The sequence below is a fragment of the Capnocytophaga haemolytica genome, assembly GCF_001553545.1.
GTDB lineage: Bacteria > Bacteroidota > Bacteroidia > Flavobacteriales > Flavobacteriaceae > Capnocytophaga > Capnocytophaga haemolytica.
Genome location: NZ_CP014227.1, coordinates 1,718,979 through 1,741,634, shown reverse-complemented (window position 1 = coordinate 1,741,634; position 22,656 = coordinate 1,718,979). Strand labels below are relative to the sequence as shown.

Here is a 22,656-nt window from a genome sequence, read left to right as displayed (position 1 = left end):
TTATTTGCGAATGATTTGGTTATCCCATACACGGGTAAAGATATGCCCAAAGGTAAAGGTGTCTACATCTACGATATAGAACTGACTTTGCGGGTTGAACTGTACACAGGCATAGACCTTTCCGATAAATCCCCCTTGCTTTACGGTAGTGATGAGCTTACCTGTTGCTTTCCATTTTTTGGTTTTATCGTCCCAAACGTACTTTTGCAGGTCGAGGCTTGGCACACCACAATACACCTTTGTGCCTTTCAGCAGATTGTGTAGGGGCTGCAACTTGGAAGTGTTGAAATTGTCCTTATTTGCAGGTTTGGTAGGCTTATTGCTACTACTTGGCTTATCATCAAAAAAACCATCATCAGCGGCTTTGTTAGCGCCGTTTTTCGGTTTTTTGTTGCTAAATACGAGGTATACCAAAGCTACGGCTAAAATGCCGCCTGCAATGATGATTTTTTTGTGTTTCTTATCCATAGGGCTTTGTTTTAACTGTTTAACTTTGCCATTATTGAGGTATTAGGGACATAAGCAAGATACCCGTTGTTGAGCTTAACAAGGTAGTCTACTTTGCCAGTAGATACTTCTCTGCGCTGTATTGCTACACCTAATTCTTTACCATAACCCTCAAAGTGATATTTTTCATTGGTAGGAACGTACTGGTTTACTGGTATATAGTAATCAAACGATGTAACCGTTAGGCGCGGCTTTAGGTTTGGCTCCAATATCGTTTTCACTTTTAGTAAGTTGAGGTTTAGCTCCTCAACTGCTGAATAGACTTTTTTGTTGAGTAAATCCATTTCAGGGTAAGGATTTCCGTACTGAATGCTTGGGGCTTTATTTTCTGCTACTCTCTGGGGAGCTTGTGCTGCTGAGTTGGCAGCGGGTGGGGTGATGGTATTGCCTGCGGGCTGAGTAGTATTAGGCTCAGCGGGGGCAGTGGGTTCCTCATCATTCTTTTTATTGAGAAACCACCACAGTCCGCCTAAGAGTAGGGCACCGACGATTAATTTTTTGCTTTTATCCATTGTTTTATTGTTTTACGTTCTTTATATAGCTGATAGCCGCCATAAGCTGCGGCTAAGAGGGCAATAGTGCCAAATGTTATTAGGGCTTTTTTTTTACGCCGTAAAGGGTCGCCTCATCGTGGCGACGGTTGGCTAAGCCTTGCATATAGCCCTTTTTGGTGCTGCTGTGTTTTAGGAAGGCGTCATAAATGGCGTCATCGTTAGGATTTTTGTTTACCAAAGACAACACAGAGGAGCGCTGAAAGTTGCCTGTACCGATAGCCATACAGAGGGACACGAGGGCGTCCCATTGGTTTTGGGTGAGTGGCACCTTGATAAGGCGGCGCATCACTACTTCGAACTTAGCGACAAGGGCGCGCAGCAAGGTTGTAGCTTCTGCCTCTGTGATAGGCTTGTCTGCCATCGTTACCTTGCGTCCGTCAGGATAGAACGTACAGCCGTAGCCGATGGTAGGAATGCCAACAGCATCGAGGTAGGGCTTGGAACGAAATCCTTCGTGGCGCTTGATAAAGTTTAATCCTTTTTCTGAAAGTGTCATTAGGCTACGGTTTGTTTGAATGTGAATGTTTGTCCGAAGGCTTCTACATCAATCTCATAAACCAACTCGTTGATGTATTTGTAGAAGTCAATACTTTTTGCTTTATCGACAAGGCGCTTTACACCATCTTGCTGTATGAACATCTTCAAGGAACTAAAACCGCCCAACAAGTCGAGGGCTTCTTGTCCTAATTGGATAAGAGGGATTTCGACGCTGATGTTCTTAAAGGTGAATTGATTGCCTGCGCTTAGGTCAATAGCCGATAGGTTGTTGAGCGAACCGCCAGCAATGAAATTGGCGTTGCGATAGATACGATAAGCCTTGCCCTTGATAGTGCCCCCGCTGGACAAGTCTACGTGTTGCGAGGTAGTATTTTGTAGGGTAAGGTCAATATTAGCTTCGAGGTTGCCGCCGCGTATGCCAACATTGCGCACACCTGTGATTTTTAGGCGCATCTTCTCAAAGATTTTAGCCAGTTGTGTCTGTGTGGTCTTGGTAAAGCTCATTAGAGCAATAGCCCCTACAGCAAGACCGCCGAGTATTAGATATATTGGTTTTATTTTCATTTCTTTAGACGGTGCGACCGTCAGCGATTTACAGTTTGACTTTTATTTTGAATACGATATATAGAATTGCTATTATCAAGGCTAAGGCGCCTATCCAAGCGAATATTTTGGTAAGGCGTGGGGTGTAGCGTTCCTTTATGGTGACAGTAGTTGTAACGGTACTTATTTCTTTATGGTGCTTTGCTTTGTATACGTTTAGGGTGCTATCGAGCGCGGCATAGGCGACGAGTTGCTTTTTGTAGGCATCGTAATAGAAGCCCGCGGCGTTGTTACCGCTGCGACGAGTGAATGCCAGTTGCTGCAAGGTGAGTTCGAGTTCTTTCTGACAGAGGCTGTCGCAGTCAGGACGCAGCGTATGGACTACGGGCACGGTGATTTTGACAGTGTCCACTGTGCGGGCGGTGCGCTCAATGTATACGGTATCTACTGAGCTTACAGATTTGAGCTGTGAGCTTTCAGTAGTGGGCTTGTGCTTAAAGAGACCGCAGGCGCTTAGGCTTATTAACAGTATGAGAAATAACATCTTTTTCATTGCCTTAATATTGTTTAACGATTTGTGAGATTAGAGCTTGTCTTTTTTCGCGACGTCCGTTATACAATCTCCCTGATGATTGTCTTACATATTCATTTATATAAATATGCTCTACATAAATTGGGAAGCCTAATATATCAACGCCTATTTGGTATACTAATAACATAATTTACTTGATTTACTTAGTTTGTAAATAGATGTACAGGGCTGAACCTACGATGGCAGCAATGATGAGTAGCTGCCCTGCAAGGGAGGCCTGTGCTAACTTTTGGCGGCGGTTGTCCCAACGGGTTTTTACACCTCGAATGTCGTAGTGAACAAAGTTGTTGTACAGACCAAGTCCACCTTGTTGCATTTTACCTTCTGCGATGAGGCGCTCGATGGTTTGATGCAATTGGTAAGGGGTCATTCCTTCGACACATATATCGGCAGCTTTTCCTACCTTATGCTGGCTGTTGGGCGAGCCACCAACGGCTTTATTGTGCTCTTCGGTACGGTAGCCGCTGTTGATAACGATAGGCTTTTTAAGATAGTCGCGCAGAACTTGAAGGCTCTGTGCTACTCTCTTCACATTAGCCACGTATTGCGTGGGTACGGGAGTACGAGCTTTGTCGTGGCAGGCAAATTCTTCGAGGGTGAAATCTTTTGTAAGTTGCATAGGGCTTTGTTATTTAGCGGTTTAAACTTGCTTTGAGTATATCGAGCTGTTCCTTGAGTGCTCTATTCTCATCTTCGAGTTCTTGGACGCGAGTTTTTAGGTTTTCGTACTCCTTTTCGTGGGTTTGTACGTATTTTTCGTACGAGGCTTCGATGAGTTCAAGAACTTCTGCTTTGCGTTTACGTTTTTCGACAAAAATGCCGATGATACCACCCCCGACGAGGGTGGAAATAAGGCTAATAATAATTTCCATTGTGCTTATATTCATTGTTTTAATATTATAGGTTTACGACTGAGATGTAAAACCCTTGAAGGCCTTTATCAAACACTACTACTGCATAACTACCTTCGGCTCCTGTAAGATTAGTTTTTCCGTGTACAGGGTAATTGTTAGAATAAAAAGTTATCTCCCCTCCAAACTTATAAAACACCATTCTTGAGGATGATGTTCTGTAATCATCTAAATTTATATTCTCATTACCACTACCATTAAAAATGTAATCTTTTTGTTCAATAGGTAGTGTTACTTCAAAGTTAGTTCCATCTTTAAGCTCAATATGCAGTGTTGTACTCCCATTAGCCTCTTCTGTTTTATAAAAACCTACAACAGGATTTTCATCATTTGGCTGTGGAACATTACCGCCTGTATTATCTGTGAAATAGGCAGTGAGTTCCTCACTACTTTCAAGAATAATAGTTGCTTTATATTGGTTGCTACCAAAAGGTTCTATTTTAAAATCTTTAACGCCTCTATTGTTAGTAGAGGTTCCTCCACTGTTGTTTGTTACTTGCGCTTTTTTTACTCCTACCATTGTATTATGCTTTTGGGTTACTACTTCTGTTAAACAAATAAAGTCCTACACCGACGCCCAATACGATAAGTGCCAGCCACAACCACTTTTTAGAGGTATCGGCTTTATCGTTGAGGTTAGGACTTACCTGTACCTGCGTTTGTCGTGGTTTTATCTCCTTTTCAGGAGCCTTTGGCCCAGCAGGTGTATTTGGTGTGCTGGGGGTTTTAGGGGTGAGGGTGATACCGTCGAGCTGGAACCCTGTTTTAAAGGTCATTCGCTGAGGAATACTGCCCGCCTTTACCGTAACTTGTTCCCCTGAAACGTGCGTTATCTTGATGTTGTCAGTGGGGTTTGCCCTGAGCGTGAACTTACCATCAAGCCCTGTAGTGGTGCTGTTCTTAGGGCTGTTCAAGTTGATAATGTGCGCGTTTAGTACAGGTTGCCCACTCTCATCGAGTAGGTATGAGGTGATAACCCCCGATTGTAACGCCTTTTTCTTACAAGCCTTACACTCATCAATCACTGAGGGCTTTACCTCTTGGACAATAGGAACGCCAAGCCTGTAATATGTTTTTTGTAAAATGCTTCTTTTCATTGCTTTATGTGTTAAAATGTGAACCCTGAACCTTCGACAACCTTTTTAACCCGTTTGTATACCTCGCCATCGGAAGGGCTTAACTCGGACTTGAGCCAATAGACCAAATCGCGCTTTTGGTATACATCTAAGTACTTCCAAAAACTTTTAGGCGGTGAGTTATAGCCATTGTAATCACGTAAACCGAAAGCGTGGTACACCATCAGAAAGTCGTGTTTGTTTTTCAGCTGGTTGAACACTGCTAAAATGGTTTTTTCATCAGTGCCCCACAATGGATAAGCGGCATTCATCGCGTCTAAAAGTTGCTCAGCATAGTTTTTTGATTGCGCTTCGGTGATGGTAGCTTTGCTTTTATCTAAGTCGCTACCAGTGCCCTTTACGTGGTCATCGTCATCACTGCCAGCAAAGCGCTTGGCAACTTTGTATACGACAAATACACCCGCAAGTACAGCAGCACTTACAAGAATTGTCATTTTGTTCTTTGCAATAAAGGATAGCGCGTTTTGCGTCTTTGTGGTGGTTGTGGGCTTATCGGTCATTGTGTATTACTTTTTTATAGCAAGGTATCCCTTGAGGAGCGCGAACTGAATGTCATTGCTGAAATAACTCCTTGCTTTTGAGTTATCAGAAATCTCAGCCAAACGGCTCAACGTCTTTTCATCGAGCTGTGCGAGCTTTTGCAGGGCCTCTTCCTTGGTGTATTTTGCTTTACTCATACTGTTGTTCATTCGTTAATTGTTCGTATAACTCGTTTACCTTTTCATCAGAAATTTCTGGGTCGCTAATGATAGCAATAAAGGTTTTTTTAACCTCTGAGAGTTCAGGAGCTGCTAAGGCAGTCACTGGCGCACTCGATGCCATATACTTTTCTGCTATCATTGGAGCTACAGCGCCTAACGCTTCAGTTATCTTCTCAAAGGCAGGGCTTTCATAGAACCCTTTCTTATTGAGTAACTCAGTCTTTAAATTTAGGTCAGCCCGCAGTTCTGCGGTATCTAACTGTGTTTTCAAACTGCCCTTTTCTTGCTCCAAGTGAAGAATTTGCTTGCGCAAATCGAGGTTTTCACCTTGTAGGCGGTCATAATCCCTTTTGAGATCTTCGTAACGCTCTCCTTTTACTTTCTGAGTTACCCATTCCTCATTAGGCACTGGGGTGTACCCAAGCCCTACGTTAGGGTATCCCATCGACATAGGAACCTGCATTGCCATAGGCACCGCCCCCGTAGGTGCTGGGGACACGGTACCGCTGGCTTGTGAAGGTATTTTATCGGGAGATGTATTGCCGTACGTGTTCATTGCTTGTTGCATTGGTAGTTCCTCAGCAGGGGCTTGTGGCGGAAAAAAGTTCAATTCGATACTTTCTACAACTTTCGGCGAGAGGCTTGCCCCTTGACCGTATTTGCGTTTCATATCGAGCTTTGTCCCATTGCCAAAACCATATTCAGGCAATGTGTCTAACATCTCTTCTACCCCGCCGAATTTCTTGATAATATCGTTGAGGGTAAAGAGATATTTAGGCATCGTTTCTTTGGATAGGCGATTGCCATTGAAAGAAACGGCTATCACATTGCTTTCTGACTGCCTTAAAAACTCTGTTATTCGTTTTATTAACTTATCTAACTCATTCATAATCTATTCATCGATGTTTTCGGTGCAAACTTCATAGATATATCGCACCACTGCCCTACGGTCATCTTTGCCTGCCTCACGCTTGAAACTCACCCTTACGCTGGGGTTGATGATAGGGATATCACACTCTACCACAAAAGCATCATCGGGAAGGATTTCCTGCATTGAGCCGTCTTCAAGTATCAAGGTAGCGTTGCCTATATTCTGAATGGTCAGCGATAGCACACCGTTGCCTTGTGAACTCTCTGAAAAGTCAAGGATTTCGTCTTGGGTGATGAGTTTGGTTACTAATTTACCTATACGTCGCATCTTTATTATTTTTTAATTAATTGAAAAATAGTTGCTTACTCGTCTTCTTTTTCGCGTTCAACCACAAAAATGAGTTGTCCCGCAAAGTCTTTGGTAAGGGCTTGCTCAGCGGTGACACTTACCTCAAAGCGCGTAGGCTTGCTGGGGAACCCTACGGGCTTCATACCGTTGAAATACCCACCTTGTTTGTGAGTGTAATCGCGGTAATCGGTACCATTGAGGATTATATCCCCTTGTGAAGTCTTCACTTCAATATTGATGTCAAAATCAGCTTCAGGGTCTTTGGTAGGAACAAAATACACCCCTACACAGATGCCAGCATCTAAACTAATACCACCACCATAAGAGAGTTGCCCTGTGGCAATTTTGACTTTTAAAGGATTGTATACTATACGGCTTAACATATTCTAAATATTTTTACGTTTGTAATGTGTTAAATCAAAAATAGCCCGCCCGTTTAAAGGCAGGGCTATTTCAATGAATTGATGTGAATGATTATCGTTTCAGGTAGGTTTCTGAACCTGTCAAAATTACCTTCACGAATGAAGAGTTGCCTGATGCAGCAGGTGTGATGCTACTACCTACTGGGGTATCGATATAAATATCGATGGTTTGGTTTGGCACTAAGAGCGCCAAAGCGTTCAACTTACGTACAAAGTCCTCTGACTTTTTAGCGTTGTTGACGTCCTCAATAGGAAGGCTAATTACTACTTCGTTTTGCTGCATTACCACCAACTGGGAGTTTTTGAGCACTTCTGGAAGGTCTTTTGAGTAGTCTACTTCCCAAACCTTTTTAGTTGGTGCAGCCTCGCCGTACATAATGGTAACCCCATCGATGACTGCGTAACGGTCTTGCTCCAACGTTTGACCGTCGAAGTTAGTAACACCTACTTGCTTTACAGTTACGTTTTGCAGTAGGGAAACCTTACCGCCAGCAGTGAATGGACTGGCGATATACAACCCTGTTGGGGTTGGTTTCATACGTGAAATTGGCATATTGATGCCCTTGCTTGCGGCGTGGTTCGCCAAAAATTCACATACTCTGAGGAATTGCTCCTCATTTGATAATAAATAATTTGCCATATTCTTTTTTTTTAGCTTTATTAATGAATTGATTACGTTAGGATTGCTGCAAAAGCCTATCGGTTAGACAGCAGCAAATTCGGGTTGAGCCAAGAAGCGAGGGGCATTGTCAGGAAATGGATTGTCGAGGACCTCCTGATAGTCTACGTCTTGGGTTTGTTCGGCAGGGTACATTGTATTGTCTACCAATACGTACTCTGTATCTGGTGCGCCGAGAGCGGTTTTCAACACACCTTCTTTGAGCGGTTGCTTGCTGCTCAGTGCGAGCTTAGCAGTCTCGTTCAGCTGAGCGGCACCTGCACCATATAAGGCGAATTGCAGTGCTTTGGTGGTGTCGTCCTTTGGAGTGATAAGGGCCGCACCTACCACTGCGGCAACGCCTAAGATGGCAGCTTTGTACACTGGCTTGTCTTTGAAGAGTGGCACGTTGTCGGCAATCACTCTTGAAGCCATTCCCCCAGCAAGTGCGCTTACTGTGGCTACGCCCGCGCTGGTTATCGTTTTTTGGTTTAATTTACTCATTTTCTTTACTTTGTTTAATGTTTTGAAAATTCTTATTTATGGATTACTTTTTATTACTCATCATTACGAAGCCTAAGAGGGCCACCGCAGCAACGCCTAAACCGACGTATAAAATGGTATTGTTGCCCTTAGACCTGTCGGCGCTATCATCACCATTGTTTTTTTGGTTCATCATATTCATCATCATCATCATCATTTGCATAAAGTCCATACCGTTGGCTTGGGCTTGTGATGCCATACTGCTACTGTAATCACGAATGGCGTTATAGTCCTCTTGTGTGAGATACTGCTTGTTGCCGTTCTCATCGGTGATATACCCACCTTTGCCTTGTATGGATTGAACCAGTCCGTAACCGCTGATACCTGTACTAATGAGGTCTTTCAACCCGTTTACAATCGTATCAAAGCGGCGTTCTCCGTTGCGCTCAAAGTAGGAAGGTTGATTTTTCCTTGCCTGCTGCCTTGCCAGTCTGTCGGCTTGTCTGAGCTGCGACTGGTTGAGCGTTACGCGGTTGTATCGGCTCATATCTACCGTACCACTGGGCTTAAAGGTAGGAGTGGTAACGCTTGGCGTTGTGGTTTTTACGCCGTAGCTTGTTGTGGGCACCGTTGCTAAGGGGGCCGCTAATTGGTATATGTCTAATTCTGCTTCCATTGTCTTACTTTTTATTCATTGCTATTAGGAACGCACCTACTAAGATAATTCCACCCAACAGGTAAATAGGTGTGTTATCCTCTTTCTCAGGCTGCTTTGTACTTTTATCCATCATACGCCACATATTGGCTTGGTTCTGCATTTGCAAGGCGTTCTGTGTACGGTTATTGCGCTCAATTTCTTCTTGCTGACGCTTCATTAAGGCGATTTCTTCTGCACTCTTGGGGGCTTGATAGATGTTTGTAGTGCTATTGTCTACGGTTCCACCGCCGCCGCCGCTACCGCTGTTGTTGTTCCCCTGATTAAATGCTGCGTAAGCGTTAGCACCTGCATTGACGAGGTTAGCACTTGTATTACCTATATTAGTGATTAACCCCCAATTAGCACCTAATCCTTGTAATTTTGTCACTCTCATAGCATTAAACAGTTACGGTTACGTGTTTCTTATCGTCTCCACTGAGGAGCACCCAAACTAAAATCGCCGCGCCCGCCACAAGGAGAATGGTGTTATTCTGCTTTTTGCTCTGTGCTTTAGCGTTTACTGCTTGAGCATTGGCTTCGCGCTGTTGGCGCTCTTGCTCCAAAGCGAGCTTTTCAGTCTCTTTGCGAAGGTTGTAAGCGTTTTTCAGGTTGTCAATCTCTTCGGTGAGAGACTTCTTTTCAGCTTCGAGCTTAGTAACTTCTGTTTCTAACTTCGCCACTTCATCACGGAAAAGCTGTATATTCTCAGGCGATAAGCGCTTTTTGATGTTTTCTGCTCTCTCTTCAAGGGTAGCCTTCAGAACTTCAAAGTTTCTCAATTGCGCTAAAAGATTTTCATAGGTTTTTCTATCAACACCATATTTCATTTCCTTAATAAGGCTCTCATCAATCTTACTGCCAAGTCCAAATCTTACAGCAGCTACTTCGGGGTTCTCTTCCCAAGCCGTTTTTATCTTTTTCAGCCCTTCAACATCTACTTGTAAGTCTACTAACTTTTTCTTTAAGTGAATAGACTTTGCTTCTAAGGCTGTATATACTTTCTGTTGTTCTCCATTCTCAGCATTATGCAAATAGTTCTGTAAGGAAATGGTATTAGCTTTTAGAGCTTCTCTACGATAAATAAGTTCTTGCATTTCCAACATATTATCATAAGAGTACATAAAACCATCTCTAAAGCCTAATCCTGTATGTTTTGTATTATATACTGTATCAAACATAGTCTTGTTGTTTTATTTACTTCTTTATAACTGCCAGCATTGCCAGCCCTATGGCACCAAACAGCAAGTAGTTAAGCGTTTTCTTCTGCTCTAAACCTGCCTTTGCATCTGCATTGCTTTGGGCTATCTTTGCGATATTCTCCACACGCCTGTTTTCGTCATAGAGGCGCTGCGCTCGTATTTTTTTCAGCTCTTCCCAAAAGGTTAAGTTTGCTGCCGTATAGGCTTCTTTTGCGCTCTTGGTTTTAGCCAGTAGCTCGGCTTGATACTCCTTATCGTATTTCAGGTATATAGAGTACTCTTGCGCTCTTAGTTTGTCTTCCATACTGAGTTGTACAGGTACAGACACATATACATTCTTCCGAATGGCAGCAATCTTTTCTTTAAAAGGGAGCATCTCAGCGTAATACTGTTTAGCCACGCTATCGCCGTACTTCTTAGCTAAATCCATCGTGTTTTCATTGAGCCAATCGTCAAAATTTTGCTCAGTACCATAAGGATATACGCCTTTCTTTTTATCGCGGCTTTCAAAAATGATTACCCTATAAGTAGCTTCCACAGGGCGGCGCCCGTTAGGAATGATAAAGTACCAAGTACGCTCTGCGGTGGAACCTTTCTTTTTTACTTCTGTAACATTGTAGTACTCACCCATAACTGCTTTTAAGCCTACTAAAAAGTTCTCTATGATTTGGGCTATTTTGCCTACAAAATCAGTATAACCTATTAGAGCGGCTTTGCTACACGGATTACTTTCTTTCTGTATCTCAGATGTGAAATGTGCAATGCCTAAGTCTATGTTTTTCAACATTGAGTTAAGCTCATTTACAGCGGCTGCTTCCGTACCTTTGTTAATATGCTCCTGAACTCTTAACATCGACTTTTTAAAGCTCTCGTTAAAACGATTTTTCAAGTTGTTGTTAATTTCGTCAGGAATATAAAAACTACCAGCGCAAGGGTCAGGTCTGCGAGAACGGAAAAGTAGTGATACTACGGCAGCCACAGCGCCCACAACAGCACCTGCAACGGGATTAATAGCGGTTGCAATCGCGGTAATGGCCCCACTGGCAGCGTCAATCTTAGCATTCTCATTGGCTAATTTAATAGCCCCCTCAATACTACCTGTTTTGTGCGCTTGCTCGTAGCTCAGCAGTGCATCGTTATAACCTCTATCCAAATAACTGTCTATATCATCTCCTTTATAATCGGTTTGTTGCGCTGCCCCTAAACCTCTTTTCTTCTTAGGTTCGACAAGCACATCATCGGCTTCGATATAAGGTAGTTCTTGCAGGCTATTGATAGTGCCATCAATTACGTAATAGTCTGTCAATGTACTTTTTTTCAGCGTCCGCTGGTTCTTCGGTACGATGATATACACGTGAGTGAACCCGTCGGGTTTGCTGGCTTGCTTGATGCGGCGCATATAGTGTTTAACACCTGCATTGAGCAGTATGGTAGAGGCAAAAATGCTGTAACTCTTGCAGTCTACCCCATCGTTGCGGCTGACCCACGTACAGGCAGGAGAGCGTAGTAATTGTTTTTCGCCATCGAGTTTATACTGTATGTTATTGAACAGAAAATCGTGTATGTCTCTGCATAGTTTTTCAAGGTTTTTGTCGTTGAAAAACTGCTTTTGCAGCTTCTCAGTGTGGTGACGGTATTTAAGGGCGGTCTCTTTCATATTAGCTATTGATAGAGAGGTATTGCCCTTGACGAGCCACGTAGAACTGCAATCACTGGCTGGCATAAACGCCGCGTACACCAACCCTGATTGAATTGGACGGCGCAGCGATGCGTTTATGTCGGCAGCAGTGAGTTCCATACATCTGTTCTAATGAAAAAAATTATGATATTAACAATTATGACTTAAAACTTTCGGGGCAAAGGTACGGTAGAAGGCAAGGAAGAGACGCACGGAAGAGCACGGACGGTAACGGAAGAGCACGGAAGAGCACGGAAGGACACAAAAAAAGCCCTGCGAGAGGCAGGGCGGTTGTTATTCATCGTAGTAGACAAACGACTGAGGGGCGTGGGTAAGTCCATAATCTGACAGGGGGCGGGGTTTATCGAAAAGAGTAGGATTTTTTATTGCTAAGGCAAGGGCGTATTTCATTAGGTCGAAGTAATTAATAAACTCTCTTATTGTTACACAGGCTAATGATTTATCTTCTGACAAGCGTATCATATTCCAAAGCTCAATAGGGTGCGCTGCGATGATATGGCTTACTTCAAATTCGCCTATTACCTTGCTAATAGGTGCAGTGGCATATACTATAACGTGAGTTATAGGGTACTTAAACAAATGCTTGCGTAGTTCGTAAGTCTTTTCGCCGCTAAAAATCTTTTCAGCGTACTGAGGTTTAATTGGTAAGATTACTTTCATTGGTTTTCTACTATATTTCTTAAATCGGTTTCGGTGATACGCCCTAAGTTGTCAAGGAAATACTCGATTTTAGAAGCCTCTGTTAAGCTCCTCCCAAGCGTGAACATCTTCTTGAACGTTGCAAGTACGGTGTCCTCATCAAAATCATCATCATTTTTTATCCTAAATTCCAATTCGTCTAATAGTTCCTTAGTACTGAACTCATTCGGATATACTTCTGCTGTTACTTCTACTGTCATATTGTTTATATTTTTAATTTTCTGTTATTTAGCTCGTTTTGTAATGTATCTGATAGGCGGTATCCGTCGGGCAGTCCGTAGAGTTCAACAAAAGTTAGGAACTCCTGAGTACTGACATTACGGCACTTATGATTTACATTCGGGCGATAGTCTTTTATAATATCATTGATATAATTACGTATAGCTTGACGGCTGTACTGACTTTCGTAAAGCTCGTACAATTTGGTTTTGGTACGTACATAATAGAGTGTCTTTAAGGGCATTTCATTCATAGTTTTTACTTGTTCTTATGGTTTTTGTTATAGATGGTTTTAAATAGTTCGAGACGCTTTAAGCCTGCATTGTATTTGTCGTATATCTCGTTACCAATGGTTTCTTTGCCTTTGATATTGACAGCTATACGTAGATAATTGCCGTAATTATCAGTGGGTATAGGGTATATTTGCACACCGTTATTGCAGCACCAACGAAAGGCTTCGAGCACTTCGGGCTTGTTAGCCTCGTCGATGAGGCGGTTCTTCAATTGGTTTTTTTGTTCGCTTGTCATAGTTATTAAAATGCTAAATCGTCTATATCTATATTATCCTCTTGCTCAGGAGCTGCATCCGTTACGGGTTCGTTATCGGTGGGCTCTTGGGCCTCTATATAAAAGTACTCAATAGAGGTGCGCCCGCCTGTGGCGATTGTAGCGGTACGAATGATACGCCCATCCTTGCCACGTAGCCGCTCAGGGTTGAATACATATCCTTTCAGACGGCAGTACTTTTCAAGGTGTTGCTTAAATAAGCGTCCGCCAATTTTGTATTTTGCACCTACGGTAGTCTCGTAATTTGCATATATTTCAGCACGAGGTATTTCGTTGTTTAGGTTCTCATCTACAAAATAACCATCAGCCCACTCAATAAAGTTATCGCCAATAGAGGCTTTCAGATTGTTTATATTTACGTTCTCAGTAGGCGAAAGGAAATTGCTGTAATCGTTATAGTTTTTCAAGTAAAACTGCACACAAAATAGCATAAAGTTATAAAACGTATTCCATTGGTTTTTATCCCAATCCTCAAAGAATTGATGTCCAAAGTCCATTACGGGGGTATACTCTTTTAGGTCATCTTTCTGAGCGTGGTAGTAACTGGAATAGGATACAAACAGCAAACGGCGTTGGGTAGAACCGTTGTCCATATCCTTGACACCATAGTTGAAAGTGCCCATAATCTTTGGGGACTTCTGAAAAGGAAAGGTTTTTGTTTTCTGCTGCAAAGGGCGCGTTACGATACTATCGGTTACGAGGTTGTAAAGGCGTTCGAAGCCATCGGACTGTCGCGCCATATCCTGAAATAGTATAATGTCGTGGCTTTCATCAAGCCCACCAAGAAAGTGTCTGTCGCCGAAAAGGTCTTTTTTCTTACCGTCCTCTTCGTGTACATTAGCAAGGCACTTAATACCCTGAGAAAACAGTCCTTTACCTGTACCACCATTTGCATCTGAAATATTGTCCTTTACGTCATCATCTACGATATAGACAAAACGTTGAAAATCGAAGCGTTTTTGTCGGTGCAGTAAGTAACCGATAGCATAACATTTGCCGAGAAAGTGTTGCTCTTGTGTGATTTGCTCTTTCTCAGAAAGTACGGGGTTATCGAGTATAAACTTTTTGCGGAAATCGGGGTCAGCCTCTTGTTCTTTTTGCCAATGTACACGACTACCATTGATAAGGTAGTTCATAAAATCGCAGTCGTTGCGTAGTAGTTTTACGCGGTTTTTCCCGTTTTCATCTTTGTAATTCTCAAAGAATAGTCCGTGAGAAATCCAATAATCGCGCTTTATGATGGCGTTTTCCCATACGTAATTCTTAATATCCTTCTTATTTACGGTTGCAATTTCAGAAGCTGTAACTTTTACAACTGTATTATGGAAGAAAAACAGCTGAAAATCTTTGCCGTACTTAGTGAAATCTAATGTTTTCGGAGTGATTTTCTTTAAATCATTAGGGCGTAAAGCGTTACAACTATCCACAAGGTCAATCACTTTTTCGGTTGTGCCCTTTCGAATAAGGAATTGCTTACAGAAATTACGTACTTTGGAACTTTCAGGAATAGAGATTTTAAATTCATCAATATGCACGAGCACACCATTATCCTCATTGTCGCTTTTTTCTGTTAAATCAGAGTTGTACACAAAGAAATTATGTCCATTGAGGAAGTAATTCAAGTTACGTGTATTTATTCTGTATTTTCCATCAATAACACTCACAAAGTTATACGATACGGGCACGTTCAGAAACTTTTTAAACTCACGCACAATTGTATCAGCAGTTGCATTTTCAGGAAAATAAGCTACAAAATCGCGAAAGTCCTTACCGCCGTTCTTTTCAAGGTAGAATTTAGGAATAAACACGATGGGAAGTTGCCAGTATTGATTTGAGTAATTATAGGCAAATTGAATACCTGAAGGGTCTAAGTCAGGTAAATAGCAAAGATGTTTACACCAATTTTTGAGGGTAGTGTAAGTGTCGTAATCTATGATGTCATTCTCGGAATTGCCCCACACAGGGAAAAACTCATCGGAAAGCCCTGCAATTGTAAGCCCATCAGAGCCGCCAGAGCAGATAATGATGTAGGGTAGTAGAAGGTCATCTAATTCAGCTTGTAATTTTTGTTTTTCAAAGGCGTTTTTTGTGTCTTTGAGTTCTTCACGTATTTCTTTAATACGTTTATCTTTTGGCTGCATTGCATCAAAGATACGAGCCAGCCCGTGATAGTATTTTGAAGGTTTTTTACCAAAATAAGAATGCTTAAATTGTCTTTCTTTTTCAGCAACGCAGTAGGTTTTTGCCCATACAGTAAGGTTGTCAGAATAGGCAAAAATTGGGTAATCAGGCGTGCTATCGGTACGCATTATCTGCCCTTTCTTAGTGATGCGCTCTGTATACTCGAGTTCGTAAACGTTGTACAGCTTGCATATCTCAGGCGTTACAAAGCGGTTTATCTTATGCGCGCTTTTTATCTCTTTCTTAGGCTCTAACTTAAAGTAATCTATCGGGAGCGTACCCCTATCGTGAAAGGTTTTGTTAGGCTCAAAATAGGCAGCATTTTCAGCAACGTTAAACTCAGCATATAGTTTTTTGAGCAGTTCCACAAAGTCAGTAAGCCCCGTGCACAGAGTTACAACACCCAGAGGGTCATAAGTCGTGCCCGTACCATAATCAGTAACAAGGTAGCAGTCCACTTGTGTACCATAATAGAGAGAGCAAGAGGGTGTTTTTTCGTCTCTAATCTTGAATTTTTTATTTGTGGAAGTCTCACAGCCTACGGACTGCGGTAGGTAACGGTGAATAATGTCAAGCCCGTCATTCGTATGCTCGTATAGCTTTTCTTTTGTGTATTTATATTCTGCCATTTTAATCAGTTTATTATATATGTTTTTCAGTTTCTTTAAAAAACTGCCCTGCTTGGTGCACTTGCAAGGCAGTTAAAAACTGAAAAATCAGGACTACTAAACGTTTCTAATTCTCATCATCAGGATAGCCAAAAGCATATACTTTTATTATCCTTTCGCTCTTCTGAACTTGCTGTTTTTTACGAATATTGTTAAGCATCTTATCTGCGGTAGCAACCAACTGTTTTAATTCTTCTATTTCCAACTCTTTTGGTGCTTGTAAAGGGATTTCAACAGTTGCAATGTTTTTGCTTTTCAAAAGGTGTAGATGATAATTGTAAGGAATTGCTGCATCTACTTCGTTAAATACATTAAAATCATTGAAAAAGATGTTAAAGTATATAGTATTGTCATCAATGTAAGGTATAATATCACTAATACCCTGAATTTTTATTAATTTTGAAAGTATTCTTTCTTTAATTTCTTCTATAAGTGTCATAATTCTATTTTTTTATTTGTTATCTTCTTAAAAAAGAAAACCCTATATTTGCACCGCAGGCGAGGGACTGAGAGACAAACCCACTCAGTAAGTTAAAACCCTGCGGCTTACTATGAAGTATAATAGTCTTCAAAGGAGTGATGTACCTGTAATAGTAACCCACGTAGACCAGAAAACTATGGGTTGGTTATTATTAGCTATGGGTGCAGTTTTGCTGATAACAGCAAAATAACTCCTAAAAGCCCTGCCCTCGTGGTGGGGCCTTGTGCATTTATAGGGTTCTCTATATGTTTATGTACGTTATTACTTTTGAAAAGAAAACCCTATATTTGCACCGCAGGCGAGGGACTGAGAGACAAACCAACTCAGTAAGTTAAAACCCTGCGGCTCAGCCTATTAAAGGGATTACTATTTCTAACGGAAGAGCTAATATTCAAATTCCTGTGAAAAATCAAAAAGAAGCAGGAATTGTATTATTAACTCTTGGGATTGTTTTGCTGATAACAGCAAAATAACTCCAACAAAGCCCTGCCCTCGTGGTGGGGCCTTGTGCATTTATAGGGTTCTCAATATGTTTATGTACGTTATTACTTTTGAAAAGAAAACCCTATATTTGCACCGCCGTAGAACATACGGCAGACATCTTAACAAACTGCCGTATTAAAATCCTACGAGCACCAACCGTATGCAGATAAGCATAATCACCAAAAATGCTAATGTACGTATTCCACTTAACCAACAACAAGCGGGATTAATGTTCTTAGCTATTGGGATTGTTTTGCTGCTAACAGCAAAATAACTCCAACAAAGCCCTGCCCTCGTGGTGGGGCTTTGTGCATTTATAGGGTCCTCAATATGTTTATGTACGTTATTACTTTTAAAAAGAAAACCCTATATTTGCACCGCAGGCGAGGGACTGAGAGACAAACCAACTCAGTAAGTTAAAACCCTGCGGCTCAGCCTATGAAAGGAATTACTATTTCTAACGGAAGAGCTAATATTCAAATTCCTGTGAAAAATCAAAAAGAAGCAGGAATTGTATTATTAACTCTTGGGGTTGTTTTTCTACTTACAGCAAAATAACTCCTAAAAGCCCTGCCCTCGTGGTGGGGCCTTGTGCATTTATAGGGTTCTCTATATTACATTTCCACATCAACCAGTTCGTAAACGTCTCTGCTGAGGATATGCCCTATTGCCAGCAGCACAGGGTAATACAGCAGCTTGTCGTAGTCGCCCGCCTTTACCCAACGGTAAATAGTATCCGCCTTTATGTTCGTCATTAGGAAGATAGAGGCTAATACACGGTCATCATTTAGTACTTCGAGCACGTCCTCTTTGATGGTTACTTTTATTACTTTACTATTCATTTTAAATTGTTATTATATTTTATAGGTGAAAAATTTTGTCAGTTAAATTTTTCCGTGTAATTTTGCGGCGAGTTTTTCCTGAAAACTTCCGTGTGTTTTTACGGACGTTTTGCGAATAAACTTCCACGAGATTTCGGGGACAAAAGTACGAAGATTTTCGTATTCTGCAAATTTTTTAACGAAAATTTTAGCTATGACAAAGGATAGAATTTTACAATTTATTGATTATAAGGAATTTAGCATTAAAACTTTTTTAGAAAAAACAGGGATTAAAAGAGGTTTTTTAGATACTGACAAGCGAAATGCTACTGTTGCGGATGTGTATTTAGCGAAAATTATCGCTGTTTTCCCTGAGTTAAATCTTGAGTGGTTGGTAACAGGAAAGGGAGAAATGTTGAAGCCCGCACCTGTTACTATTATGCAAAATGGAAACACGAATGCAGCAAATAACGTTTCGGGCAAAGTGAGAAAGATTGAGCAAAATGTAGAGTATTCTAACAAGGAGCTTATTGAAATCATTAGGGAAAAGGATAAGCAAATAGCTGAAAAAGACAAGCAAATCAATAAACTATTGGATAAAATAAGTAATTAATAATTTTAAAATAATTAAAAACAATGAAAAGAGTAATTTTAGCGTTATTGGTAGCGGCAGCTATCGTAACAAGTTGCAGTAAAGACGATAATGGTAAGGAACCACAAACTCAGAAACAAATCAATAATAACAGTGGAGGCGGTTCAAACTCAGGAGGAAATACACAACAACCTAAAAAAGAGGTAAAAAAGACAACTTATGAAGTTGTTACGTTAATCAAAGAACAAAATTTTTGGTTATATAGTAAAACAGGTTCTGGTTCAGGTAGAAATGTGCTGTCTTTTGAACTTCCTAAAAATATATATGGATTGTATTATTCAGTTTCTACAAGTAGAAGTAAGAGCGCACCTGTTAAAGATTTAAAGTTGGCAGAGCAATTAACTGAGCAAATAAAGAAAAACCCTTATATTCCTCCAATAAATCTATCATCTGTGATTACAGTACCTGATACAAAACAAACAGACAAAGTACAGGTTATCTTAATGGAAAGTATAAATAAGGACCTTTTTTTATCAGATGGAAATTATGAATACAACAAATTAGGAAGTAGTTTTTATGGCACAGAAAAAGAACTTTTTGAAGTAACCTTACTTCCATATATACAATTTCCGAATAATCCATATTTTACAAACAAATATAGTTTAGGTTTTTATAACAGTAACTATTTTGACGGTTTTAGTGTAACAGTAGAAGCTGTTGCTATTATCAAAAAAGAAATTACCGTTTATGAATAATGAATAAATGTAAATATGATAACACTACTCAGCAACTACAAACCAAACGATAAAGGGTTTTAATCTTTATTGTTTGCACACAAAAGTTTTGTGTGCAGAATTTTGTGTGTGCAGTTTTGTGTGTAATGTAACTATTTGATTTATTTATATATATACTACTGCACACAAAACATACAAATATTTATATAATATATAAATAAAAATAATAATAAATATATAATAAATAGGAAGAATGAGCTGCGTACGCGGGTCATTTTTGGGACAATAATAATAGAAAATAGGGAAAAAACAGTAGTCTAAACTCCTAAAAATCAATACCGAATTATGACGGTGGCTTTTTACCACCGTCCAGTTCCCGCTACTAAAGCGGCGTAATAGGCTAATAGATAGTTTATTACGCCTTTTTATTTTTAATCTTAACGAAGTACCTCTATCTTACCATTGGATAGGAAGCGAACAAGTCGTGAGGACTGACGTGGAGTTTCATCGTCTTGACGAAAAGTACAGACAAAATCACAAGCTTCAATAATAGAGGAGCTTATCTCCTTAAAGAAGGTGGGAGTAGGCTCGCCACTGATATTCGCTGAGGTAGAAACGATAGGCTTGCCAAAGTTTTCTATCATACTCTTACAGAAATCATCTTGAGGTATGCGAATAGCAACACTTCCATCACTTGCAATCACATTAGCCGCTAAATTCTTTGCCTTAGGATAAATCACCGTAGTAGGTCGATCTACATTTTTGAGATAGATAAGTATCTCAGCTGGGATCTCTTCTACATAATCTTTTAGCATCTGCTCGTCACTTACCAGAATAATGAGACTCTTACTCTCACTGCGTTGTTTTATCTTGAATATTTTATCTACTGCCACATAATTAGTTGCATCACATCCTAACCCCCAAACAGTATCTGTTGGATAAAGTATTATTTTCCCTGCTGCTAAGATTTCTTTCATAAAAACAATGCTATTAAAAATAAGTTTTGTAATTTTGCACAAAGATAGAGAAAAAATGTTTCATAAGATACTTTCATTCTTCAAAAGTTTTTCATTCTTTAAAGGCTGTAATAAGGCTACGGCAGTGTTATTGCCTTTGGCAGTAGGTCATTTCACTAATACACTGGATATTTTCTTTCCTATTGGGCTCAGTGTCATTGGCATTGCCCCAAGTGATATCCCTGGAAATCAAAAGCATCTTTTCGGGGGTATATTTGTTGCAACATTGCTGATGAGTTTCAGCTGCCTGATGATTAACCTCACGGTAGACAACCTGTATCTGCTATTGCCGACAATGTTTGTACTGACATTCTTCAACGCTTATATATCGCTATACGGACATAGGGCAACAATGGTGTCGTTTGCAGGACTCTTTGGTATTGCCACCACTTTCGCACATTTACAAACAGGTATTCATATTCTCTATTATTCATTGCTTATCTGCTGTGGAGGCTTGTGGTATGCCATACTTTTATATATCTATACGCGTATCCGCCCGCGCCTGTACAGTGAGCAATTATTAGGCAAATGCTTTGAACTCACCGCCCAATTTTTTGCTATTCGTGCCGATTTACTAATGAATAAAAATCGCCAAACTGAAATCACTCAACTGATCAACCTACAAACACAACTAAATGAGAACTACGAAAAGCTACGAGAAGCTGTGCTTGACTCACGTAGTAAATCAGGTAAAACAGATTATCTACAACGTCAATTCCTGATGTTTATTGAGCTTGTGGATATCTTTGAACTTGCTTTGGCTAACCCTGTGCATTACGAGCATATTGACGCTCTTTTTAAAGATAAGAAACACTACTTGGAAGTTTATCAGCGCTTCTTGCAAGAATTAGCATCGCAGATGAAGCAAATGGCTGCCTATATTGGCTCACGAAAGTCAATAAAGCTCACGAACTCACTTAAAAGCCTACTGATAGAAGCCAAGGAAAAGAACGATTCACTAAAAGATCGCACTGAAACAGATAAAGAGAAGGAGCAGCTACTTGCACTCCGCAACTTTTACATCTACATTGAGAAACAATACACATTGGTAGAAAATATTCGTACCATCTTTGAGAACTATTACAGCAGCGATATGGGGCAGCGCGATGAGAGCACGTATCGTAAGTTCGTCAGTGAGCAAAACTATTCACTGCGACGCCTTGGCGACCATATTTCGTTGCAATCTACTTTCTTTCGGCACGCATTGCGCCTTTCCATTGTGGTGACCATCGGTTACCTTATCGGGCTACATTACTCGCTGGAGAATGCTTACTGGATCCTGCTGACGATCTTCATCATAATGCGCCCAGGGTTTGGCATTACACAATCTCGCTCACTGAGTCGCGTCTACGGCACTATCTTAGGAGGGGCAGCTTCATTTGCGGTAATATATTTCGTACCCTACCCACCATTATATATGTATATCGCCATACTGGCAATGCCTATTGCTTTTGGACTTTTGCAGGAGAACTATATGTACGCCTCTATCTTTATCACGATTTCAGCCGTGTTTATGTTTGCATTGATCAACCCCGATGTCTACTCAGTGATATACGTCCGCCTTATAGATACCGTTATCGCAGTTGGGCTTTCTGTGGGGGCAAACTACTTACTGCTTCCTACTTGGGAACACACTACCTATCAGGGAGCCGTCGTGCGTTCTATCAAAGCTAATATGGGCTATTTACAGCAGGTGAAGGAAATCTTCAATACGGGCGAAGGAATTACCACTGCTTACAAAGTATCGCGCAAAGAAGCTGTTCTGGCGCTATCAAACCTCAATACTACCTTCCAAAGAATGCTTCAAGAGCCTAAGTTTATGCAGAACAAGAACCCCTCTGTCTACGGGATTATCGTTTTGCAACAATCTTTTTTAGCCTCAGTGGCATCGCTTGGGGTGAGAATTAGTGCCAAAAAGAGTACTTTTCCTAAAAAAGTATTCAACGATGCCATTGATACACTTATAGAGATGTTGCAGCAATCGCTTTCTGTATTTGTACAAGAAAGTACTGATACTTCGAACTCTGACACCGCTATCAGTGAGTTCAATGAGGCAATACAGACAATTATCAGCACCCCTCCCCAGCCCGATGATCTGAGCAATATTTCAAAGCGGGAAACGCAACTCTACTTCGAGCAGTTCAACTATCTATTTGGCTTGGCAAAGAACTTAAACCAATCGGTAAAAAGTGTCTTCAACCGTCAAAATGAGGTTTAGCATCTATTCGATACCCATCCGATTTTTGTGTTTATTCTCCCTATCTCCATTGTATATTAACAATTTGAAAAAAAACACTTAAAATAATGTGAAAATTATTTGCCCAGTTTATCAAAAAGCTGTAACTTTGCGTCTCGGAAATAAAAAATCAAAAATTC

31 protein-coding genes are annotated in these 22,656 nt (G+C 40.8%); 3 read left to right on the top strand and 28 right to left on the bottom strand.

The window, feature by feature from the left end; all coding sequences use genetic code 11:
• The 27 genes from AXF12_RS07880 to AXF12_RS07760 all read right to left on the bottom strand — a co-directional run bounded on the left by AXF12_RS07880 (window position 1) and on the right by AXF12_RS07760 (window position 17,959).
• Window positions 1-468, bottom strand: a complete 468-nt coding sequence (locus AXF12_RS07880) for a hypothetical protein (protein WP_066430024.1) — start codon at window positions 466-468, stop codon at window positions 1-3.
• An 11-nt stretch (window positions 469-479) separates the two neighbouring features.
• Window positions 480-1,019 carry a hypothetical protein gene (locus tag AXF12_RS12395; protein WP_066430023.1) on the bottom strand — a complete coding sequence of 180 codons (540 nt, stop codon included), beginning with the start codon at window positions 1,017-1,019 and terminating at the stop codon, window positions 480-482.
• Between the two features lie 79 nt (window positions 1,020-1,098).
• Complete coding sequence (locus tag AXF12_RS07870) at window positions 1,099-1,557, bottom strand: lysozyme (protein WP_066430021.1); 459 nt, start codon at window positions 1,555-1,557, stop codon at window positions 1,099-1,101.
• Complete coding sequence (locus AXF12_RS07865; protein ID WP_143325049.1) at window positions 1,557-2,123, bottom strand: hypothetical protein; 567 nt, start codon at window positions 2,121-2,123, stop codon at window positions 1,557-1,559. The genes AXF12_RS07870 and AXF12_RS07865 overlap by 1 nt, the downstream gene beginning before the upstream one ends.
• 28 nt (window positions 2,124-2,151) lie before the next feature.
• Window positions 2,152-2,655, bottom strand: coding sequence for a hypothetical protein (locus AXF12_RS07860; protein ID WP_066430017.1), 504 nt, complete (start codon window positions 2,653-2,655; stop codon window positions 2,152-2,154).
• Between the two features lie 178 nt (window positions 2,656-2,833).
• The gene (locus AXF12_RS07855) at window positions 2,834-3,313 is read right to left on the bottom strand and encodes a YcbK family protein (RefSeq protein ID WP_074860944.1); all 480 of its coding nucleotides are present in this window, start codon (window positions 3,311-3,313) and stop codon (window positions 2,834-2,836) included.
• A 13-nt stretch (window positions 3,314-3,326) separates the two neighbouring features.
• Window positions 3,327-3,581, bottom strand: a complete 255-nt coding sequence (locus AXF12_RS07850) for a hypothetical protein (RefSeq protein ID WP_066430015.1) — start codon at window positions 3,579-3,581, stop codon at window positions 3,327-3,329.
• A gap of 10 nt (window positions 3,582-3,591) precedes the next feature.
• A complete protein-coding gene (locus AXF12_RS07845) occupies window positions 3,592-4,125 on the bottom strand; it encodes a hypothetical protein (protein WP_066430013.1) in 534 nt (177 codons plus the stop codon).
• A gap of 4 nt (window positions 4,126-4,129) precedes the next feature.
• Entirely contained in the window at window positions 4,130-4,702 is a 573-nt protein-coding gene (locus tag AXF12_RS07840; protein ID WP_066430011.1) for a PLD nuclease N-terminal domain-containing protein, read from the bottom strand.
• A gap of 11 nt (window positions 4,703-4,713) precedes the next feature.
• Window positions 4,714-5,241: a hypothetical protein gene (locus tag AXF12_RS07835; RefSeq protein WP_066430009.1), complete on the bottom strand. Its 528-nt coding sequence runs from the start codon at window positions 5,239-5,241 to the stop codon at window positions 4,714-4,716.
• Window positions 5,242-5,247: 6 nt separating this feature from the next.
• Window positions 5,248-5,418, bottom strand: a complete 171-nt coding sequence (locus tag AXF12_RS12285) for a hypothetical protein (RefSeq protein ID WP_159429719.1) — start codon at window positions 5,416-5,418, stop codon at window positions 5,248-5,250.
• The gene (locus tag AXF12_RS07830; protein ID WP_066430008.1) at window positions 5,411-6,331 is read right to left on the bottom strand and encodes a hypothetical protein; all 921 of its coding nucleotides are present in this window, start codon (window positions 6,329-6,331) and stop codon (window positions 5,411-5,413) included. Before AXF12_RS07830 ends, AXF12_RS12285 begins: the two co-directional genes overlap by 8 nt.
• A 3-nt stretch (window positions 6,332-6,334) precedes the next feature.
• The gene (locus AXF12_RS07825) at window positions 6,335-6,640 is read right to left on the bottom strand and encodes a hypothetical protein (protein WP_066430006.1); all 306 of its coding nucleotides are present in this window, start codon (window positions 6,638-6,640) and stop codon (window positions 6,335-6,337) included.
• A 35-nt stretch (window positions 6,641-6,675) separates the two neighbouring features.
• On the bottom strand, window positions 6,676-7,044 hold the full coding sequence (locus AXF12_RS07820) for a hypothetical protein (protein ID WP_066430004.1): 369 nt from the start codon (window positions 7,042-7,044) through the stop codon (window positions 6,676-6,678).
• A 91-nt stretch (window positions 7,045-7,135) separates the two neighbouring features.
• Window positions 7,136-7,723: a hypothetical protein gene (locus AXF12_RS07815; RefSeq protein ID WP_066430002.1), complete on the bottom strand. Its 588-nt coding sequence runs from the start codon at window positions 7,721-7,723 to the stop codon at window positions 7,136-7,138.
• Between the two features lie 63 nt (window positions 7,724-7,786).
• Window positions 7,787-8,245 carry a hypothetical protein gene (locus AXF12_RS07810; RefSeq protein WP_066430000.1) on the bottom strand — a complete coding sequence of 153 codons (459 nt, stop codon included), beginning with the start codon at window positions 8,243-8,245 and terminating at the stop codon, window positions 7,787-7,789.
• 43 nt (window positions 8,246-8,288) lie between these two features.
• On the bottom strand, window positions 8,289-8,900 hold the full coding sequence (locus AXF12_RS07805) for a hypothetical protein (protein WP_066429999.1): 612 nt from the start codon (window positions 8,898-8,900) through the stop codon (window positions 8,289-8,291).
• Between the two features lie 4 nt (window positions 8,901-8,904).
• Entirely contained in the window at window positions 8,905-9,315 is a 411-nt protein-coding gene (locus tag AXF12_RS07800) for a hypothetical protein (protein ID WP_066429992.1), read from the bottom strand.
• 4 nt (window positions 9,316-9,319) lie between these two features.
• Window positions 9,320-10,099, bottom strand: coding sequence for a hypothetical protein (locus tag AXF12_RS07795; RefSeq protein ID WP_066429991.1), 780 nt, complete (start codon window positions 10,097-10,099; stop codon window positions 9,320-9,322).
• Window positions 10,100-10,115: 16 nt separating this feature from the next.
• Complete coding sequence (locus AXF12_RS07790) at window positions 10,116-11,918, bottom strand: hypothetical protein (protein ID WP_066429990.1); 1,803 nt, start codon at window positions 11,916-11,918, stop codon at window positions 10,116-10,118.
• 174 nt (window positions 11,919-12,092) lie between these two features.
• A complete protein-coding gene (locus AXF12_RS07785; protein ID WP_066429988.1) occupies window positions 12,093-12,479 on the bottom strand; it encodes an ASCH domain-containing protein in 387 nt (128 codons plus the stop codon).
• Window positions 12,476-12,718, bottom strand: a complete 243-nt coding sequence (locus AXF12_RS07780; protein ID WP_066429986.1) for a hypothetical protein — start codon at window positions 12,716-12,718, stop codon at window positions 12,476-12,478. The genes AXF12_RS07785 and AXF12_RS07780 overlap by 4 nt, the downstream gene beginning before the upstream one ends.
• A gap of 5 nt (window positions 12,719-12,723) precedes the next feature.
• Complete coding sequence (locus tag AXF12_RS12105) at window positions 12,724-12,981, bottom strand: hypothetical protein (RefSeq protein WP_074860953.1); 258 nt, start codon at window positions 12,979-12,981, stop codon at window positions 12,724-12,726.
• Window positions 12,982-12,995: 14 nt separating this feature from the next.
• A complete protein-coding gene (locus AXF12_RS07775) occupies window positions 12,996-13,265 on the bottom strand; it encodes a hypothetical protein (RefSeq protein ID WP_066429985.1) in 270 nt (89 codons plus the stop codon).
• 5 nt (window positions 13,266-13,270) lie between these two features.
• Window positions 13,271-16,114, bottom strand: coding sequence for a hypothetical protein (locus tag AXF12_RS07770; protein WP_066429984.1), 2,844 nt, complete (start codon window positions 16,112-16,114; stop codon window positions 13,271-13,273).
• 106 nt (window positions 16,115-16,220) lie between these two features.
• On the bottom strand, window positions 16,221-16,592 hold the full coding sequence (locus AXF12_RS07765) for a hypothetical protein (protein ID WP_066429982.1): 372 nt from the start codon (window positions 16,590-16,592) through the stop codon (window positions 16,221-16,223).
• Between the two features lie 1,139 nt (window positions 16,593-17,731).
• Window positions 17,732-17,959: a hypothetical protein gene (locus AXF12_RS07760; protein WP_066429980.1), complete on the bottom strand. Its 228-nt coding sequence runs from the start codon at window positions 17,957-17,959 to the stop codon at window positions 17,732-17,734.
• A 193-nt stretch (window positions 17,960-18,152) separates the two neighbouring features.
• On the opposite strand from AXF12_RS07760, the gene AXF12_RS07755 reads away from it, so the two are divergent.
• Together AXF12_RS07755 and AXF12_RS07750 are read left to right on the top strand one after the other, a co-directional pair.
• On the top strand, window positions 18,153-18,551 hold the full coding sequence (locus AXF12_RS07755) for a hypothetical protein (protein WP_066429978.1): 399 nt from the start codon (window positions 18,153-18,155) through the stop codon (window positions 18,549-18,551).
• Window positions 18,552-18,574: 23 nt separating this feature from the next.
• Window positions 18,575-19,285 (top strand): hypothetical protein, encoded by a 711-nt coding sequence (locus AXF12_RS07750; protein ID WP_066429976.1) that lies wholly within the window; start codon window positions 18,575-18,577, stop codon window positions 19,283-19,285.
• Between the two features lie 416 nt (window positions 19,286-19,701).
• Here AXF12_RS07750 and AXF12_RS07745 read toward each other — a convergent pair whose 3' ends face one another.
• Window positions 19,702-20,241: an L-threonylcarbamoyladenylate synthase gene (locus tag AXF12_RS07745; protein ID WP_066429975.1), complete on the bottom strand. Its 540-nt coding sequence runs from the start codon at window positions 20,239-20,241 to the stop codon at window positions 19,702-19,704.
• 55 nt (window positions 20,242-20,296) lie between these two features.
• Between AXF12_RS07745 and AXF12_RS07740 the strand changes: the two genes are divergently transcribed.
• Window positions 20,297-22,498, top strand: coding sequence for an FUSC family protein (locus AXF12_RS07740; RefSeq protein ID WP_066429973.1), 2,202 nt, complete (start codon window positions 20,297-20,299; stop codon window positions 22,496-22,498).
• The last annotated feature ends 158 nt before the right edge of the window (window positions 22,499-22,656 follow it).

Bases quoted from the DNA above. Each gene is read 5' to 3' on its own strand.
- AXF12_RS07880 (WP_066430024.1), bottom strand. From the start codon at position 468: ATGGATAAGAAACACAAAAAAATCATCATTGCAGGCGGCATTTTAGCC.
- AXF12_RS12395 (WP_066430023.1), bottom strand. From the start codon at position 1,019: ATGGATAAAAGCAAAAAATTAATCGTCGGTGCCCTACTCTTAGGCGGA.
- AXF12_RS07870 (WP_066430021.1), bottom strand. From the start codon at position 1,557: ATGACACTTTCAGAAAAAGGATTAAACTTTATCAAGCGCCACGAAGGA.
- AXF12_RS07865 (WP_143325049.1), bottom strand. From the start codon at position 2,123: ATGAAAATAAAACCAATATATCTAATACTCGGCGGTCTTGCTGTAGGG.
- AXF12_RS07860 (WP_066430017.1), bottom strand. From the start codon at position 2,655: ATGAAAAAGATGTTATTTCTCATACTGTTAATAAGCCTAAGCGCCTGC.
- AXF12_RS07855 (WP_074860944.1), bottom strand. From the start codon at position 3,313: ATGCAACTTACAAAAGATTTCACCCTCGAAGAATTTGCCTGCCACGAC.
- AXF12_RS07850 (WP_066430015.1), bottom strand. From the start codon at position 3,581: ATGAATATAAGCACAATGGAAATTATTATTAGCCTTATTTCCACCCTC.
- AXF12_RS07845 (WP_066430013.1), bottom strand. From the start codon at position 4,125: ATGGTAGGAGTAAAAAAAGCGCAAGTAACAAACAACAGTGGAGGAACC.
- AXF12_RS07840 (WP_066430011.1), bottom strand. From the start codon at position 4,702: ATGAAAAGAAGCATTTTACAAAAAACATATTACAGGCTTGGCGTTCCT.
- AXF12_RS07835 (WP_066430009.1), bottom strand. From the start codon at position 5,241: ATGACCGATAAGCCCACAACCACCACAAAGACGCAAAACGCGCTATCC.
- AXF12_RS12285 (WP_159429719.1), bottom strand. From the start codon at position 5,418: ATGAGTAAAGCAAAATACACCAAGGAAGAGGCCCTGCAAAAGCTCGCA.
- AXF12_RS07830 (WP_066430008.1), bottom strand. From the start codon at position 6,331: ATGAATGAGTTAGATAAGTTAATAAAACGAATAACAGAGTTTTTAAGG.
- AXF12_RS07825 (WP_066430006.1), bottom strand. From the start codon at position 6,640: ATGCGACGTATAGGTAAATTAGTAACCAAACTCATCACCCAAGACGAA.
- AXF12_RS07820 (WP_066430004.1), bottom strand. From the start codon at position 7,044: ATGTTAAGCCGTATAGTATACAATCCTTTAAAAGTCAAAATTGCCACA.
- AXF12_RS07815 (WP_066430002.1), bottom strand. From the start codon at position 7,723: ATGGCAAATTATTTATTATCAAATGAGGAGCAATTCCTCAGAGTATGT.
- AXF12_RS07810 (WP_066430000.1), bottom strand. From the start codon at position 8,245: ATGAGTAAATTAAACCAAAAAACGATAACCAGCGCGGGCGTAGCCACA.
- AXF12_RS07805 (WP_066429999.1), bottom strand. From the start codon at position 8,900: ATGGAAGCAGAATTAGACATATACCAATTAGCGGCCCCCTTAGCAACG.
- AXF12_RS07800 (WP_066429992.1), bottom strand. From the start codon at position 9,315: ATGAGAGTGACAAAATTACAAGGATTAGGTGCTAATTGGGGGTTAATC.
- AXF12_RS07795 (WP_066429991.1), bottom strand. From the start codon at position 10,099: ATGTTTGATACAGTATATAATACAAAACATACAGGATTAGGCTTTAGA.
- AXF12_RS07790 (WP_066429990.1), bottom strand. From the start codon at position 11,918: ATGGAACTCACTGCTGCCGACATAAACGCATCGCTGCGCCGTCCAATT.
- AXF12_RS07785 (WP_066429988.1), bottom strand. From the start codon at position 12,479: ATGAAAGTAATCTTACCAATTAAACCTCAGTACGCTGAAAAGATTTTT.
- AXF12_RS07780 (WP_066429986.1), bottom strand. From the start codon at position 12,718: ATGACAGTAGAAGTAACAGCAGAAGTATATCCGAATGAGTTCAGTACT.
- AXF12_RS12105 (WP_074860953.1), bottom strand. From the start codon at position 12,981: ATGCCCTTAAAGACACTCTATTATGTACGTACCAAAACCAAATTGTAC.
- AXF12_RS07775 (WP_066429985.1), bottom strand. From the start codon at position 13,265: ATGACAAGCGAACAAAAAAACCAATTGAAGAACCGCCTCATCGACGAG.
- AXF12_RS07770 (WP_066429984.1), bottom strand. From the start codon at position 16,114: ATGGCAGAATATAAATACACAAAAGAAAAGCTATACGAGCATACGAAT.
- AXF12_RS07765 (WP_066429982.1), bottom strand. From the start codon at position 16,592: ATGACACTTATAGAAGAAATTAAAGAAAGAATACTTTCAAAATTAATA.
- AXF12_RS07760 (WP_066429980.1), bottom strand. From the start codon at position 17,959: ATGAATAGTAAAGTAATAAAAGTAACCATCAAAGAGGACGTGCTCGAA.
- AXF12_RS07755 (WP_066429978.1), top strand. From the start codon at position 18,153: ATGACAAAGGATAGAATTTTACAATTTATTGATTATAAGGAATTTAGC.
- AXF12_RS07750 (WP_066429976.1), top strand. From the start codon at position 18,575: ATGAAAAGAGTAATTTTAGCGTTATTGGTAGCGGCAGCTATCGTAACA.
- AXF12_RS07745 (WP_066429975.1), bottom strand. From the start codon at position 20,241: ATGAAAGAAATCTTAGCAGCAGGGAAAATAATACTTTATCCAACAGAT.
- AXF12_RS07740 (WP_066429973.1), top strand. From the start codon at position 20,297: ATGTTTCATAAGATACTTTCATTCTTCAAAAGTTTTTCATTCTTTAAA.